The following is a 17,362-nucleotide window of genomic DNA, read 5'->3' on the forward strand; positions in this document are numbered from 1 at the left end:
CACTACGGACAATAGTGTACCATATGGTAGCCATGAACCACGATATGGTATCCCGTTTTGTAAAGTGCAGTTTTTACGACCTATTCAAAATGAGATGCTAAATTTTCCATACTCTTTAGGTCATTCTTAGTGTCCTAACCCTTTTTACGCCCCCCCTTTTTCTTTTTTTTGTTCGGTCTGCGTCTCGTTGCTGCCGTATTTGCCCTTTGGGACGATGTTACGGAGTCTGTTACCCCGCTATTGTCTCTTGGGCTTTGGGCTAAGGATTGTAAAGACTCTAATGAAGGAATCTCTGCTGCGCTTTGTGCCACTGCGGATAGCTTTCTTTCGGTTGGTCCTCCTTGTTCTCTCCATAAGTTGGCAAGTGCTTCGGCTATTTTGCCGTCCCCAAGTTGGGTATCAGGTCCTATTATTCCCCTATTCCAAAGGGTTTCCAAATCTTTAATTTGCTCTTCCGTTAAATCTTGCAACTGATTTTCTGGACTTTGAGCCACCGATCTCGATGTATCGGTCGAAAGGGGCTCCACAGCCTGTTCTCCTACACTAGAAACTGCTGTACTTTGCGAAGCCGCGGTGTCCGGTCTTGGTTCGCCCATTTCCAAATTTCCTCTATCTAAAGGCATTGAACTAATGGCAAACTCTACCTCAGCACGGGAAACTGCTGTACTTTGTGAAGCCGCGGTGGCCGGTCTTGGTTCACCCATTTCCAAATTTCCTCTATCTAAAGGCATTGAACTAATAGCAAACTCTACCTCAGCACGGGAAACTGCTGTACTTTGCGAAGCTATGGTGTCCGGTCTTGGTTCGCCCATTTCCAAATTTCCGTTGTCGTCCAGCTGCAACCGCTGAAGTGCTTCTGCAAGGGGTATTTCGGCTTCAGTGGTACCTCTAAGCGGTTCCATTGCCTCCATAAGCTCGTTAATGGGTCTCTGATCGATTTCCAGTGCCTGACCTTGTGGCGTCTGGGCAAAAGCACCCATAACTTGATCAAACGCTGTTCTTTCTTCAAGGGGTATCCCCGGAAATGGATTCTCGTTAGATGTTACCTCATTCAACAACCTTTGATACTGTTCATTTTTTTCTTGCTCTCTTTGTTTTCTATTTCTTTTGCTCATCTCTTAAAAATTTTATATCGTTACTAGTTAGCCAGACAAAAAAGGCCTGTTTTTCCAAAAGCAATAGGCATTTGCCTAACGACACTAAGTAAACTGAAGTTCCAAAAACCCCCAACCTGATTAAAAGATATTTGTTCTACAATGACAAACGAAGGAAAGTACGTCCCTATTCCCCTTAGTATTCTAGAAGAAGTTCCTGCAATCTTTGTATGCTATAATCCGGTATACGCTCAAACGTATCCTTGAGCCGTGTACCAGAGAGTTATGCACTGAATCTTGCTCTCATGTTAAGTCATCCTTTATATGATTGCAATTACATGTTTGTCAAATCTTCATGTGGATTATGACCTATATTACGGCTACTCCTCCACTGGATGAACCAGGCAATTGTATTTCAAATTAATTAGTGCAAAATGCCGTTCCATTTAGTACACCTCCCTCCTATACTTAATAAAAGCTTCGTGAAAACATTGTTGTCTTAAAAGTGCTTCCTCGCTCTACTCCTACTTTGTGTTTAGGTGTTTATGAAAGCATTGTGTTTTATGAACCTTGCAGAAAAACTTTGAGATAAAATTTTTAAGGAAGTTATAAGGAAGTCTCCTTACTCTAAGCCAATAATCTTCAAAAATTTATTTGAAAACAGATGTTGCATTTCAGCTGATACTAATTTTTTGCGTTGCGCTATCCATTTTTCTGCATTGTCGCCATACATATGAGTGACCAATTCTGGAAATTCCCAATCACTATTTTTTCCCCAATGAATGGTAAAAGGAATATTGTTTTTTTTCAACACTTCTATCATCCGTCTTGAATATTCTTCTAGACTCATTATTTTTTTGGTTTTTTTCCAAAGTACCCCATCAATCTCAATCACACAGGTAATTGGAAATTTGGTAAAACCAATAGTAGCTTTGGTCTGCTTTACAAAACGCAATGCAAATATCCCGGGAATTGGGCCTTCCTCACGGGTTAATTTACCCAGAAGATGCATTACTTTTTCAGCATTTTTATGGTGAACCCCAAAGGAACAAGCAAATGCTGGTCCTTGGTAAGGGGCATCCCAAAAAATCTCTTTGAGCATCCCTGTAGTTTCTTCATCAACTTTTGGTAGAATTGTTTTACGTAAACGTTTAACCAACCAAGGAATACTCTTTGGAAAATTTTCAGCGAGTTTTACAAAGAGGTAAATTAAATCTCGATATAATGATTCTTTAATTATTGGAAAAGGATCTGGATATGATTCATGATACGGCTTTTTATACATTACTTCTACCACACAATTGGGATCATCACTATATTGATTGATAAAGATTTTATAGTGATAAGGGCGATTGCCTTTTCCTTGAGCATCTGTCTCTCCTGGGATGGTAAATGGTGAATTTTTAAAATCCATGGTATTTGCAAGTTCAAACGCTAAGTGCTTACTTATATTTTTCACATAACGCTTTAAAAGAAATACGGGTTCTGCCTCTATTACTACCCCGTGAATAAATCCAAAACTCCCCAATCCAACCAAGGCAGCATAAAATAAGTCATCGTCCCTTATTACCCTAGAATTTAAGGCATGCCAAAAGTGATCACTCAAAGCAGGTTTAGATTTAGGTTCAAGATAGACAATATCATCAGTATTTGGACCAATAATAAGGTTAAGACCCACTACAAAATCCTGCACAGCCCCAACGTCAAGACCCGCACCGTGAACGCCTGTAGAAATACAGCCTGCAATTGTTTGCCCATTACTGGCTCCACTTGTTTTAAGCGATTTTCCATTTTCAGCTAAAGTTTCAGATATTTCTTTAATGGTGTTTCCGCATTCAAATAGGAATAAATTTGTTGGATCATATGTATTGTCTGGGTGACAATCTTTAGCGTGAATGGGCATTGAAAGATTCATAAATCCATTGTAATGCATCCTGTCTTTATGGCTTGCAATTCGATTCATTGACCAAGCAGATCCATAAGCCCGAAAACCCTCCCCTGCATCTTGAGTTTCTTTTATTAATCGCTGTATTTCAAGTGCTACATCATTATAACGTTCCACTTTATCTGGCATTACTCTTTCCCCTTCTAATTTTGTTTGGTACAACAATTTTAAAGGAAAAGGACCATTTTTATGTAAAGTATTCCACTCGTTTAATTGTTTAGATTTTGTGGTAGCCATACTAATTTAGTTTTGAAGTTTTTCACACACATATTTAATTTTCACTTTTCTCTTTCTCCCAAAAGTTATCGCACTTAGTAGTATCCCTCCTAATGTATTGCGATATTCAACAATATTTAATTTACCAGATTCACAAGAATCACTTTCTTTAATGAGGTAAGTAAAGTCTTTTGAAGTCAATTTCATATTAATAACGGTATCTATTTCAATAACCGCCATTCCACGATAATAGTCATCTCTATCTGAAAAAGGATCTGGTTGCGGCGTTCCATTAATATTTCTCAATCTAACAGAATAACAAGATGCTAACAGTAAAAAACTAAGCAGGAGTAGCAGAAGTCTAATTTGTTTCATATTTTATTTATTAAAGGTTGTTTTATGAAGTTATTTAATCGTAGCCATTAGGGTTTGTGGGGACTGTAAGTCAATAACTAACTCTTAACAGTTTGCAATGAAAGATGGAACAATTACATTCCCAGAATTCCTTAATTTGCTATCCTATATATTCTATGATTAAATAATTTATGCAATACACCAAGCAATACTAAGAAATTTGCTAATCACAAACTATACCCACTCATGGGTACTATTCATACCTTAAAATATTTTTACGTTTTTTAAACAGGGGGCGTTTAATAACTAATAATAAGTTCCTTATGTTAAGGTATGAAAAAAAATTAATTAAAGCCATTCCTTAAATATCGCCGCTTCAGGCAAAGAATATTTAACGTCAGTTCAATGTAAATAAGAATTAAAATCGAGTTCGAAATTGTCTTTTTCCGCTGTGTAACAAGGTTTTCCGTTAAGAATCTTCGTAGCCCTAATCCTTCGGGGGAGAAATGTAAATTCATGAACTCCTTTGAAGAAAATAGAATTTAGTGAACTAAAATTTAGGAAAGCCTTATTATGCTGCAGAAAAGAAAAAAATCCGTAGAAAAAGTAGTTCTTTTTACATCGAACTCAGATTATTTAAGATTAAAATGCAGTTAGGGTCTGGATTGGAAAAGTAGCTTACCCCTATTAAATTTTGCTTAAATTACAGTCAGTATATTTAGAGGTCTAAAATCTTTTAAAATAGGGTAAAGAGCCTGAACTATAACAATCGTTGATCCCAAATAAACGGACTATTGGATGCAATGCGTACTTTGCTAAAGTTAGGATGATTGGTGTTGATTACATAGTTGTATTCTCCCGGAATTAGCACTGAAGGCACTTTTAGAATCAAATATTTTTTTTCCCGATACCAATCGCTTCCAATGGTTTGAAGTTGACTGTAATGTTTTAATAATCGCCAGTCTTTGGGTAAAGAAGCTTCTACTTCTAAGTAGTATTTTTTATCGGAAGGAACCGAGATACGCAGCAGTTGGTAATCGAGTTTTTTCATTCGAGCATTTCGGTGGGCTACCATTTCTAAAGTGCATAAGGCTCTGCTTTGAGAGGTATAAATTACATACTCATTATCTTTATTCCAGCGGTTTGGAGCACCGGAAGCACTTAATTTATCCGCATACCTGGTCTGTGAAATTCGAAATACGTCCATTACTACACGTTGTCACCGTATTCCATGGCGGTAAGACGGCTGTCTACGAAACGAATACCACTTATGGTATTTAAAAAAGAAATGGGCTCTTTGTGATCAAAAAATACATTAGGTGATTCTAGCCACTCGTTAAAATCTTGCGTATCTCCAAAAACTTCTGCTCCTTTCTTTAACAAAGAAATTAATAAAATAATGTGTTCTTTAGTATCAATTTTAATCTTAGAAATATCTTTGGTGTAGGTGGTAAATGTTTTTGGATTAATGTTTAAGATTTGTGAAAGCTCTCGAATATTGATGTGACTCAATGCTTTAAGTGCACGAACGTGATTGATAGTAAATTTCTTATCTTGTAAAAAGCTAAGCATCCAAGCGGGATCTGCCTCGGTGGGAATTAAGTCTATTACTTTTTGCCTTGCAAGCATCTTTGTGGTATTTTTACTTTTTTACAAACGTAAAATTACGCTTTTTTATGCGATATACCAAATAAAAGGCCTAATTTCAAGCCTTTAGATTCTTATATAAACCTGATTTTTATACTCTGTTAACAAACTATGTATATTGACTTGGTTGGCAATAGCAAACAATCCTTGAGATCACTCGGCTCCTTATTGAATATATAATTGATAAATCGCAAAGGGCGGCCACTAGGAATTAAAAGCATAAGTTAACGCTAAAAACTTACTTTCCAGTCTTTGAAAGTCTCAGATAATCTTATCACAGGTTCGCCGCTTAGATCAATCTGAGTGCGCCAATTGATACCACTTCGTAAACGTGCAGTTATTTGATTGATACTCCAGTTATCAGGATCCAACACTACATTATCAATCCCTGAAGTATGTCTTACTTTTATATAAGCGAAATTGCGCAAAGATATAGACGAATCAAAGGTATAATTAAAAGTGTTTATACTGCCATTTGCAAAAGACTCCCCACCATCATTTAATTTAATCTCTCCTAACAAATCATCATTGCGATCATAAATCTCAATAAATGCTCTATTATCTCCTCTAAGATCATCTTCTCCTGTCGTGATGCGCACAGAAATCTCTTCCACCATTTCGTTTGTTTTCTCAAGATAATTACTAACAAGTACGTGTTTAGCTTTGGAAGGAATAAAGTCTTGAGGACAGATATCCTCAGAATCCTCTACGATTTCTTTTAACACAAAGATCATATAAGGTCCTGGTGGTATATAACTTGCATCGTCGGGCATTCTGGCAGTTAAGCGAATCCGCCCGTCACTCAAAGTAGTTTTTACAGCCGTAAAGTTTAGCAAACGTTGATCTGTATCTAACGAATGTGTTCTGGAACCATGTCTTACTAGTACAATTCTGGAAGCTACATCAGGATCGTTTACCGTAACCGAGAATTCCTGATCTAACTGAAGGGTTTCCGGCGCATCAAAAATGATAGGTCTTGTAAGCAAAGGATTGTCTATATAGGGCGGAGAAAACACTTCTACTGATGTGAGCTCTTCCTCGGGACCATCCATTCCTAACCAATTTCCATTACCTCCAGAAACCATAACACTGGCATCGGGCAGTAACAGCGCAGAAGCATGGTAGCCGCGGTCCTCCTCAGCATCTGCTAAATCTCTGTAACCAGCTACGCGTTCCCCATTAACTATTTTTAACAAGGTTGCCTTTAAAAATCTGTCTTGGTTGGTATTTGCATACCCTGTTTTAGCACCTCCCACAATGAGTACATTTCCATCCGGTAACAAAATACCGTCTCCCATGAGTCTTCCTGCACTCTCGAACTTTTGTGTTTCACTAATGGTCTGGGCATTCACATCGTAGGTGAAAATCTTAATATCTGAAAGTGCGGGAACATTCTCATCATTTGTTCCTTTAGTTCCTCCACCAATCACCATTACTTTTACGGTATCTGGAGGATTTCCATTTTCATCAATGGGTATGGGAAGTAATACCGAAGACCCCTGCGTCCACCAGGTGCGAAATCCACCTACATCTATTTTAGTATTGATAATACGGTTCGTAGTAGGATTGTAAAGCCGTAAAAATGATTCAGTCAATACAAATAAAATCCCATCAGGAGCACTTCCATCGTCAGGTTTCGGTAATAAATGTGTAAGTGGGTAAAGTCCTGCAAGTTTCTTTCCGGAAGCTACTTCTTGACGTTCATCATTTGAAGGATAATTGAAAGCCCCGTCCTCCGGATAGTCAATAGTAGTAATATTTTTGTTAACGTAACGGTCATTTAAAAGATCATAATATTCATAATCATCATTCGTTCCCGCCCAATTGTAAGCCAATATAGGAGAACTCCCTCCTATGACCTGTGCATTACCATTTGCAAGCGTTACCACCGTAGGATACCATCTATTATTCCCCATAGCCTTGAAATCAATATCCCAGTTGGGATTGCCTGATTCGTCCAAATTAATAGTTGCAACATTTTCTGCACCGGATTCACCTGGCCAGTGCACATGTCCACCCGCAATAAAAAGTCTTCCATCTCCCAAAAAACTATGCCCTGAACAAAAGGGATTCCACCCTTCTATATAGGTGTTCTCTCCCTCCGGACTTCGGGTTTCAGGGTTCCATATTTGATATTTTCCTTCGCTCTCTTCTAGTGCATTACGGTCATTATAACTAAAGGTTAGTACTTTTCCATTAGGTAAAAGGGCAGCATGCACTGCTACCAGCTCCATCGAATCTTCTGTTGTTTCCCAACTTCCCAGGTTCTCACAGGTATCATTACAGCCAGTTAAAAAAAACATCGAAACAAAAACTATGACATAATTTCTCATCTATACAGAATTAAGGTGTTTAAAGATGTTAAATTTTCAATTCCGAAACAAGGGGAAAATCCCTGATTTATAGATACATAAATTAAATTTAAAAATATTGAACATTAAAAAAGCCGCTCTTTAGAACGACTTTAATTAGCTCTTTTAATATATATCTGACTCCGATGTTAGTACTACATCGTACGATGATTCCTAGTAGATTCTTCTAACTGCTGCCTATGGAGTTTTTAATTCAAATTCCTGAATTCTCTTGGATAATTATTTCAATTTGGCGAAGGTTGATCACCAGGTCACAATCAAGGACACAGATAGGCTTACGTACTTTTATAGCTCTTTCCTCAATAGACGCTTCAAATACCTGAGCTGCCAATTCATCAAACCCCTTTTGTAACAAATAACTTCTGGGTTGAGTAATGTCTTTGGGCTATATAATACTGCTAACCAAGTGCCTAAAACACAATAGCTATCGTTATAAAAAGATAGACAAGCCTTTTTTTACCTAGCTCATTAGGTTTGTTCTTTTAAAATAATTAATCGGCAACACAACTTAAAGACCTTGTTTTTTTGGGGGGTTTAAATTAGGGGTGATTACTTTTCTTGGTTGGAGCCTAGGAGCCGTTCTTTCCTTCCCTGAAGTTAAACTAAGTCTTTCCTGATTTAAAGGCACTGTAAATGCTTCCTTTTGGGCTTCTTTGGTGTCTGAAAACGTTTCAGACTGCTGCTTTTGTTCTTTCTTGAAAATATATTTGTCTCTCAAAGCATAATCGCCTTCATCATTTACATAAAAGGAAGTAAATTTTTTCTCTCCGTTTTTGTTCTTTTTCCAACCTTCAAAGGCATTTTTACCATCTGGAACGGTCAATACTGTTATTTGGGCATTCTGGATATAATTAGGAGCTAAATCAATAAACAGCTGAGCTTCGCAAAGGTTGCAACTATGTGATGATATTTTGATGTCCTCAATACCTTTATCGATTAGTAATTGCAAAATGGCCTTGGCTTCTTCTTCTTTTATTTTGATATCTGGGTTAACTCTATTGCCGCTGTGTTGATTAAAGGCAAGACGAAAGGATTTGGTGTCTTTTTGTGTTTCCAACAATGCCTTAATCGCATCTAAAAGTTCCCTGCCATTAGCAACCACCGCAACTTTAACTGGTAATCCTCCTTTTTTGTGTTTATGAGCCTCGTATTGCGCACTTCTGTTTTCTTTGACCATTCTATTAGATCTGACCACCATAGTAAGCACTGTATTTGGTTTCATTTGGTGTTCCGAATCGTCAAACACTATTTTACCATTATCAAAAACGCCTTTTAAAACTTCCCCACTGCTATATCTAGAGGTACCCCATCCATTGATTTTTCCTTCTACAAACGTTCCTTCATGTGAGTCTCCTCCTGCATTTTTAAATACCCCTTGCCCATGGTAAGCCCCCATTTTAAATGCTCCTTCATAAGAATTACCATTGGCACGTTTCAAATTTCCTTGTCCGTTAAACTTATCACGTGTAAACTGCCCCTCGTAAACATCTCCATTAGCAAAGTTTCTAATGCCTTCTCCGTGTAACTTTCCGAATCTAAGATCTCCATTATAGGTATCATTTTCGCCATAAGAGATGTTTACCTTTTGGGTACCAAATAAATCTGATAATCCAAGTTGTTCAATAGCCGTATTGTTCAACGGTATGTCTGAAAGGTCTAATTGATTTAGATTGCCTAGCAGATGAATTGAAGGCATAAGTGTCTGCAGATTCTCCTCCGTGAGGCCCAGCCCTGAAAGATCTAGTTGGTGTTGTGCCCAATTATTATCAAAGGTTTGTATTCTTTCCCTTGCTTGTTGTAAAGCATCTAAAACAGGTATCTCATCCATTGCAATAACGTTTACTTTATTTTAAGGTAACAAAAAACATGAAATACCCTCAATTGGAGGCATCATTTAATCTAAAAAAAGAGCTATTTTCACCTTATTGCCATTTGCTACTATTTACTGGCTTTCTTCTAAGTTTAGAAAAATATGCACACGCATCTCTTCAATAGTTTTACTTCAGATTTTATAAGGTTATGGTGAACATCAATTAAAATTACCCCACCATTCATCATTTATACCCAACTTATTTTTCAATAAAACAGGTGCTCCAATTTTTGGCACTACAACATTCATATTTAATTCTTTGGACTTTATCAGAAGACGTTCTATTGGATCTGTCCAAGAGTGCATTGCCAACTTAAATGCTCCCCAATGTATAGGCATTATTCTTTTTGCTTTTATATCTATTCCTGCTTGTACGGTCTCTTCGGGAAACATATGGATATCTGGCCACATTTCATTATATTGACCGCATTCCATCATCGCAAAATCAAAAGGACCATATTTATCTCCTATTTCCTTAAAATGATTCGCATAACCGCTATCTCCACTAAAGAATATATTTTCTGTGTTTGATTGTATGATCCAAGAACTCCATAAGGTATTTGTTCTATCGGTAAGACCTCTACCCGAAAAGTGTTGCGCTGGGGCACACTTAAAATTTAATCCTTCAAATATGGTTTCCTGCCACCAGTCTAACTCTATAATTCGTTCCTTTTCTATTCCCCATTCTTGCAAATGAACTCCCACACCTAATGGTGTAAAAAACATTCTGACTTTATTTTTCAATACTTTTATAGAGCCATAATCCAAATGATCATAATGATCATGTGAAATAAGCACTGCATCAATTTTTGGTAATTTTTCAACTTCAATAGGCAACTCTTTGCTAAAGCGTTTACTCCCTAGCAGAGGATGTGGTGCCGGCACCTCTCCAAACATTGGGTCTATCAATATGTTTTTAGTATCAATTTGCAGTAAGAAGGCCGAATGCCCAAACCAAATAAGTCGTGTACTCCCATTGTATTCTTCAATAGTTAAAGAATCTATGCTCACAACAGGGATGTTTCCTTTTGGAAACGTATTAGGTTGTGATTTTAGATACCTCATTAAACTTTTTACCATATCACCCAGACTCATATCTAATTTTACTTCATTCTTGTTAACAAATTTCCCATGTTGATAATTATCAGATTTTGCATAAACCGCACTTTGTTCGGCAGTAGGTTCTCCTCCAAATTGAGGACTTAAATGCACAAATAACAATACCGTTATACTAATCGCAACTATAAAAACACCTATAATTAGCGCTATTCGTTTTAAAAATTTTACGACCCTATTTTTCATATTTCTTAGTTATCATATAGCTAATATTGCACCTGTTTATTACATAAAACAATAACAAACTTATTTTTTAACAGGTACTATTTTGGAAGCTCTAATTGCTGTTTATTTGTTAAGGCTTTATAAATTGACCAAGAAAATTACGCCCGTTGTTCCTCAGTCTGAGCTGTATTAATAACTCATCGTTTATTGTGAGTTGGGCAGAGACGCTCTCTACTAATTGGAGGTAGTCATTTTTAATAGGTAGTAAAGAAAACTCTAGTGGGTTTTCTAAATAACTATGTATGTTTATATGAGCATTAAATTTGTATTGTTTTTCTTTTAACAAACGAGTTTCAAGCTGTCTTTGAGAAGAAATATGTAGATAGTTTTCCTGTCTTCTTGCATACATTTTATATACTGGTATCCCTGCAAAAAGAGTATCTCCTTCCTTAATTTGAATTATCTTATGAGTGTAAAAATAACCATAGAGATTTGCATCGTTTCCTAAGGTGATTGTTACATTAGGTATATTGGTTTTTTGTACTGATTTTTTCTCTATTTTGTTGAAATCATCATCGTACTCGTACGTGATAATAGTATCTGTTTTTGTGTCAATATTTTTTAGATTAAATACTACACTTCCATTCCAATTGTTTACAATAGAGTCAATAGAGAGTTTTGTGAAATCTTTGAATTTGGTCTTATTTTTGTCTGATATAAGGGATCTGAAGATGTGATGATTTGTGTTTACTTTAGTCGCTATAAATCCTATAAGGTTTTTGGAATCTGCATTGTAAGCATCCGCTACAAATAGTTCAGATTGAACCTTGCCTTTAATTTCAAAGAGTCCTTTTTTAAAATCTGCTTCTAAAAAATCAGACTTTGCATTAACATATGTAATATCACTTTTAGAATTCTTAATTGACTTGAGTATATCTGTTTCTTTTTTATAAAAACTAGTTTCATTAAAAACAGTTTGAATAGCAGCATTTACAGATAGGCTTTGCTGTTTTTTGTAGGCAATTATCCCCTTTTTACCAGCTATAGCGATAACCACTTTACCTTTACTAAAGAATGTTATCTTTTCATCAGTAAAGTCATTAAAGCCTTCTTGTAACAAACAATTTCTAAGCTCAACAGAGTCTTTAAGCTTTATGATAGTACTAAACCATCCCCCTTTAAAATTATCATTGTTGGTGAAAAACAACAAATTCTTCGGTATCACTATTGTTTCAATAAATGAAGCGGTGGTATCTTTCTTTTTACTTTTAAGGCTTATATATTTAAACGGATTCTTAATCCCATCAACTAACAAATGATGTTCTATTTGACGGAGATTAATTTGTACAATCTCAGTAGCAGTACTAGGGATTTTATTTTCAATAGTTAAAGCACTTTTATACCTAAAAAGATATAACGTGATTACTACAATACTGATAATTACAAAAAGATAAGTAAGCTTTTTTCTCATCTATCTTCAGTTTGCTAAAACCTCGATATAGTCTAAAAATACTTTGAATGAATTTTCCTGAGAAGTAGCCATATTAATCTTCATTTCTGATTGCAATTTGTTGCCCTTCATTTTAGACGATTTAAAATACACATCTTTAAAATGATCATTGGCATACTTTAGATATTCTTGCTCCTTTTTATTTAATTCTGAAGCGGGTATTTTAGCCATCATTTTTTGCCCATTCATATAAAAAACAGCACTATTCTTACTCATAAGTTTTTGATGCTTTCCTACATTTTTAACCACACGATTATTTACAATATTTGAAATTTTTTCCTTTGAAGTAGTAAAGAACAAAATGTCGTTTTTTACTGCGGTATATAAATCCACAGGAATTTCATTTTTAGGTGCATTTATCTTGTAGTAACCTTCTTTATTTTCAAAAAGTTCATACTTAATGGCTACAAGAGCCGCTTTATTGAGCAGTTTCTCTTTCTTGGATCCTATCATGATGGTAAAATCAGGCATTACCTCTTTTTTTGTTTTGGTTACTTCTTTTCTTTTATAATCCTCTTCATCATATTCATAAGACAAATAGGTTACTTCTTTCTCTCCAAAATCGTTCAATAGAAGTACCATATCACCGGTTATTAATTCCCCTATTGCTTCTTCATCTAATACAAGAGACAAGAATTCACTACCTAGCATCATCTCTTCCTTATATTTTGGCATAATTTCACCATACACACTCGTTATAAAAGTAGGATATTCTTCCATAAATGCCTGCATATCGGTAGAAAAACTCATGTATGCTAAGACATCATTCTGATTAAAATAGTTGTAAAAATTCTTATCTAATTTAGAATTGTAAACATTTTCAAATATCTTACCCCAATCAGAATTCACTTCCATTTCGGTGGTCATTCTGGCATTATTTTCATCTAAATATAAATTAGCAACAATACTCTTGAATCCAGCTAAATTAGAAGAAGATTTCAATGCCCCAAGCGATGAAACACCCACCATGTCATATATGCCAGACATGGCTCCTTCCATTAATTGACCATAGTTACGAACCCATACAGATGCTACTGCATTTTTATCTTTATTCGCTCTATAGTTTCCATCGTTTAAAATGGAGGCTTCATTTGTTCCTTTAAAAATGCTTAGCGCATATGCTTTTGCCCATTTGGAAGTTATTCTTTTCTTCACTTCATAATCTGATAGCTCTTTATTTTCTGGTTGAGCCATAAAGCGTTCTATATTTTCATTAAGGTAATTATATGTTTTTTCGTACCCGGAAAACAAAAGCAAATTGTCATTCCATAGTGCAACACTACTATTATCTGCCATCATACGTATTCCATCTTCTGAAATTATTTTTTCTCTATCTCGCTCCGAGATCAAGCTTTCAAACTTATTTTTATCGGTTAACTTCACTAAGAAATTATGATAGTTGATACTATCTGTTGTCTTATAAAAATAAAATGCCTTTGAGTTCAAATTAAATCCTAAGTCTTCAATACTGGTGATAGTTAACGAAGAGTCTCTTTTTCTATTTAACTTATCAAACATTTCTTTGGCAAAGGTATAGTCATCAAATTCTGCAATAGAGACTAAATCAATCAAGCGATCTCCATTTATAGAAATCACCGCTTCTGCGCTGTTTGGTATTTTACTTTCAATGTTTTGAGCTATGCAGGTAAATGATATAATTACAGCAATGAATAGTAGGTTTGTTTTCATAATAATTACTTCTGTAGTTTTATTTGATTTTTGATTGATGTTCTATTGGTAATAATATCTTGAGCATTCACTCTTAACATGATTGCTTTTTTACTTCCAGCTATTTTAGCAGTAGGGTTTTTTGATGAAATAATTGGGGTTTCAAAACGATAAATAGTGGTCATTGTAGCGGTTTCAAAAACCTTGCGATCTTCTATGTTTGTTTTTTTGAATTCTTGAGAAAGATTATAATGATAGTTTCTCGTAAACGTATTTTGAGATTTATTGAAACTAAAATGTTGTTCTTGTTTTATAATGGCCGCATCTTTTTTGGTGCTGAAATGTGAAATTACTGTATTCAATGATTCTACATTCGTGAAATCACAAGAAATGGTAAAAATGTATTCTTCAAAATCAGAAGAATTTTTAACACCCGAAATGCCCTCAATTTGCGCTATCTTTTCAATTGCTTGAGCGATTTTATGATTAATTTCTGTTTTGGAAGGTATTTTGTAGTTATTAATGCTATCGAGCAACATTATAGAGTTTAATTTGGTCCTACTCTTACTTAAATTCATAGTAAGTGATACATGACCCGAACCCTCTTTGTTAAAACTAACTTCTTCTATAATTTCGAAACAGCTAGTGCAAAGAATGAACAATCCTAAAAAAAGAATCTTGACTACTTTTTTGTACATTTTTACTTTTGAATTGTAAATTTAGTTGAATTATTACAATTAGGAACTTTTTAAAATATAATTATTTCTTGCAAAATTTGAATAAATATAGCTTTAGTTGATACCCTTTTCTTAACGGAAGTAATACTTATAGCTCCTCCTAGTCTTTCATGATTTTAGGCTTTATGAGCAGTAAACACAAGCTTGTTTACTTTAAACATGTGCGGTCCTAAAAAGCATATGGGAGAGCGTTCAAAATTATTCGCTGAACTCTATTTTTCTTAGTGTTTTAATGAGACTCTTTAATCTAAGGCATTTTATAGCCTACAATGAGTGGCGGGCGATCATATTGTCCTACCTGTCCTGCTTTTCCCAAGGCTAGATATAGTAGTCCCGATGAACTATCAAAAGAACCACCAATAATACGATGACTGCCATCGTCATCAAAAGGAATCGAAAATTTCCCGTAGGCATAAGGACGTGGACTAGACACATTTTCGGCATTGAGAATTTCTTCCACATCAAAAAACCAATAGTAATTGTAGTAGTCTGAAGCCTGATAGGCGCAATATCCGCCACATAGATTTCCATTATCCTGAGTAATTTTATAACCTATACCACTGTCTATACCTCCGGCTGAACCAAAAACCGCAAAGGTACGGGTGCCAGGTACAATAAAACCATACATGCCTTTGGCGAGATAATTCCAAACTGCTTCTCCGGGGTCATTGGAAGGTGGGGTAATATAATTTTGGTCATTAAAACTAAAATTCATGAAAGGCACCGTTTCTATAGAGCCACTATTTGAAGAAGTGTTCAACAATCCGTTAAGATCAAAGGTGAACAAGGAAGGTCCGTAACTATATCGGGAAATTATAGAGTTTACAGAAGACCACCCGGTAAGGTATTCTGCATTAAAACGTTCGTGCCATTCGTTAGGAATTGGCGATAAATATCCAGCCGCATGCGCAGCACCGTCCATTTGATAATATCCATCTATTTGTGAGGTGCCAATGTTATTTGCATCACGAACTACCAAACTGGTATTGCGATTTCTTCCACTGGCATCATACCACACCTCTGCGTTTATAACCAGTTGCTCATTTTTATACAACATCCCATTTATCCGATTGACATTACTAGGGTTGTCTACAGCATTCAAAACGGTATGAAAGTCTTGCAAGGGTTCAGAGACGTTTAGCGCTGTTATATCAGTCTCATCTAGTAACGCCGGTACAGGAAACTCTGCAATCGCATTTACTTGTGCATGCCCCACTATGTAAATGGAGTGATTATCGTTATTATAAGCCATGGCGCCACTGGCGTAATTTATACTTGATTCACCATAGGTGTCTCCTGAAAGGCGAAATGCCCCTACATAATTAAGATCTGATATTTGAAGTAAATCAGAATTAGTATTTTCCGCTTCCTTCAAAAGATCTATATCATCTTCACAGGAACTAAGAAATGCTGCTGCAAGTAACAAGTAGCATAATTTTAAGAATGTAGCTTTAATACTCATAATAAGATATAATAGGTTCTTAAATTAACACGATATAGATGTTATTATTGCAGCGCATCCGGCAAATTTTTGATGTTTTGAGATTTTCACGTCGTTATCGTATTCAAATCAGCAAGGGTAGACAAAGCTATTATCCCACGGCATGTTCCTTAAAAAAATCCTCCCGAGAAGGAGGGTTTAAATGGTTATATTTTCTAAAGTCTATTTGCCAGCTGGCTCTTCCAAGGTGCCATTATTATAATCATTAACCATTCTTAAAAAGGCCGCTTCATATTCTTTATTGACAATAACTCCAAACTTCTGGCGCTCTGTAAATTGATTTCTGAAACCATAATGATTAGCATCGTAATTGGTTTTTACACGTTCATTATCCCCTATATAATTTAGCAAATTTATTTGCATAATATTGCGTGGATTTTTAGTGTTTTTCTGCACTAGTATCTGGAAATTATCTTGAATATAATCTATTAACATTTGCTCCCCTTTGGTACGGCTATCCATAAAAATATTAGCCAGTTCTGCGGAAATTTTTCCTGTAGTCCTGCTGTACATTTTAAAAGCATTTATTTTACCCTCTGCGATTTGCTCTAAACAAATACGCTTAGGTAACATTCCCAGTTTCTTTTTAGTAAGATCTGCATACTTCACTACCTGAAACTTTTTTCCGTTTTCCAGAGTAAAACCTTCAAACTCTTTTAATTTTAGTTTGACCTTCTTTTTATTCTTTATTTTTCCTTTTTCAAGGTACTTTGCAAAATCTTTAGGAGTTATGTAAGTGATCGCGTTTTGAAAACGTTGCGGAAAGTTAAAATCAATAGATATATAGGCTTCTATACTCTTCCTTTTAGTAATTTGAATATTTCCTTTTTGATAGTGACGCTGTGCGTTCACTATACATGTCATACTCAAGAAAAAAACAAGGCCTAAGGAAACTTTTTTAATAGTATTCATAGATAAAACGGTTAAGATTTAGGAATAGCTAGAACGAATAATATTTAAAAATATTTTGTCATCGACTCCCAAAAGCATTAAAATTTTTTTCTCTTTCCTTTTATACCGTGTGCCTGAGTAATCGTCTTGTAATTTTTAAAACAAAGAAAAATGAAGAAAATGCTTGTATACGATTAAAAAGCATTCCATAAAGACTTTTAATAATGTTTTTATTTCATTTAAACGCTGTCTGCCATTTTCTACCACTGCTAATTT

The 17,362-nt window shown here is 35.4% G+C and carries 13 protein-coding genes; all 13 read right to left on the minus strand.

Annotated elements, in window-relative coordinates:
* Nucleotides 1-134 precede the first annotated feature (134 nt).
* The gene (locus tag WBG07_RS00755; protein ID WP_340198565.1) at nucleotides 135-1,115 is read right to left on the minus strand and encodes a hypothetical protein; all 981 of its coding nucleotides are present in this window, start codon (nucleotides 1,113-1,115) and stop codon (nucleotides 135-137) included.
* 601 nt (nucleotides 1,116-1,716) lie between these two features.
* Nucleotides 1,717-3,276, minus strand: coding sequence for an FAD-linked oxidase (locus tag WBG07_RS00760; RefSeq protein WP_340198566.1), 1,560 nt, complete (start codon nucleotides 3,274-3,276; stop codon nucleotides 1,717-1,719).
* A gap of 6 nt (nucleotides 3,277-3,282) precedes the next feature.
* Complete coding sequence (locus WBG07_RS00765) at nucleotides 3,283-3,630, minus strand: hypothetical protein (protein ID WP_340198567.1); 348 nt, start codon at nucleotides 3,628-3,630, stop codon at nucleotides 3,283-3,285.
* 739 nt (nucleotides 3,631-4,369) lie between these two features.
* Entirely contained in the window at nucleotides 4,370-4,816 is a 447-nt protein-coding gene (locus WBG07_RS00770; protein ID WP_340198568.1) for an RES family NAD+ phosphorylase, read from the minus strand.
* 2 nt (nucleotides 4,817-4,818) lie between these two features.
* Nucleotides 4,819-5,238 (minus strand): antitoxin Xre/MbcA/ParS toxin-binding domain-containing protein, encoded by a 420-nt coding sequence (locus tag WBG07_RS00775; RefSeq protein WP_340198569.1) that lies wholly within the window; start codon nucleotides 5,236-5,238, stop codon nucleotides 4,819-4,821.
* A 248-nt stretch (nucleotides 5,239-5,486) separates the two neighbouring features.
* Complete coding sequence (locus tag WBG07_RS00780) at nucleotides 5,487-7,589, minus strand: galactose oxidase-like domain-containing protein (protein ID WP_340198570.1); 2,103 nt, start codon at nucleotides 7,587-7,589, stop codon at nucleotides 5,487-5,489.
* Between the two features lie 547 nt (nucleotides 7,590-8,136).
* Nucleotides 8,137-9,456, minus strand: coding sequence for an MORN repeat-containing protein (locus WBG07_RS00785; RefSeq protein WP_340198571.1), 1,320 nt, complete (start codon nucleotides 9,454-9,456; stop codon nucleotides 8,137-8,139).
* Nucleotides 9,457-9,657: 201 nt separating this feature from the next.
* The gene (locus tag WBG07_RS00790; RefSeq protein ID WP_340198572.1) at nucleotides 9,658-10,800 is read right to left on the minus strand and encodes an MBL fold metallo-hydrolase; all 1,143 of its coding nucleotides are present in this window, start codon (nucleotides 10,798-10,800) and stop codon (nucleotides 9,658-9,660) included.
* 109 nt (nucleotides 10,801-10,909) lie between these two features.
* Nucleotides 10,910-12,250: a hypothetical protein gene (locus WBG07_RS00795; protein WP_340198573.1), complete on the minus strand. Its 1,341-nt coding sequence runs from the start codon at nucleotides 12,248-12,250 to the stop codon at nucleotides 10,910-10,912.
* 6 nt (nucleotides 12,251-12,256) lie between these two features.
* Nucleotides 12,257-13,978, minus strand: a complete 1,722-nt coding sequence (locus WBG07_RS00800; RefSeq protein ID WP_340198574.1) for a hypothetical protein — start codon at nucleotides 13,976-13,978, stop codon at nucleotides 12,257-12,259.
* 5 nt (nucleotides 13,979-13,983) lie between these two features.
* The gene (locus WBG07_RS00805) at nucleotides 13,984-14,496 is read right to left on the minus strand and encodes a hypothetical protein (protein ID WP_340198575.1); all 513 of its coding nucleotides are present in this window, start codon (nucleotides 14,494-14,496) and stop codon (nucleotides 13,984-13,986) included.
* 445 nt (nucleotides 14,497-14,941) lie between these two features.
* Complete coding sequence (locus WBG07_RS00810; protein WP_340198576.1) at nucleotides 14,942-16,120, minus strand: hypothetical protein; 1,179 nt, start codon at nucleotides 16,118-16,120, stop codon at nucleotides 14,942-14,944.
* Between the two features lie 237 nt (nucleotides 16,121-16,357).
* The gene (locus tag WBG07_RS00815) at nucleotides 16,358-17,107 is read right to left on the minus strand and encodes a hypothetical protein (protein WP_340198577.1); all 750 of its coding nucleotides are present in this window, start codon (nucleotides 17,105-17,107) and stop codon (nucleotides 16,358-16,360) included.
* Between the last annotated feature and the right edge of the window lie 255 nt (nucleotides 17,108-17,362).

Origin of the sequence: Ascidiimonas meishanensis, assembly GCF_037782385.1 — a bacterium.
Classification (GTDB): Bacteria; Bacteroidota; Bacteroidia; order Flavobacteriales; family Flavobacteriaceae; genus Ascidiimonas; species Ascidiimonas meishanensis.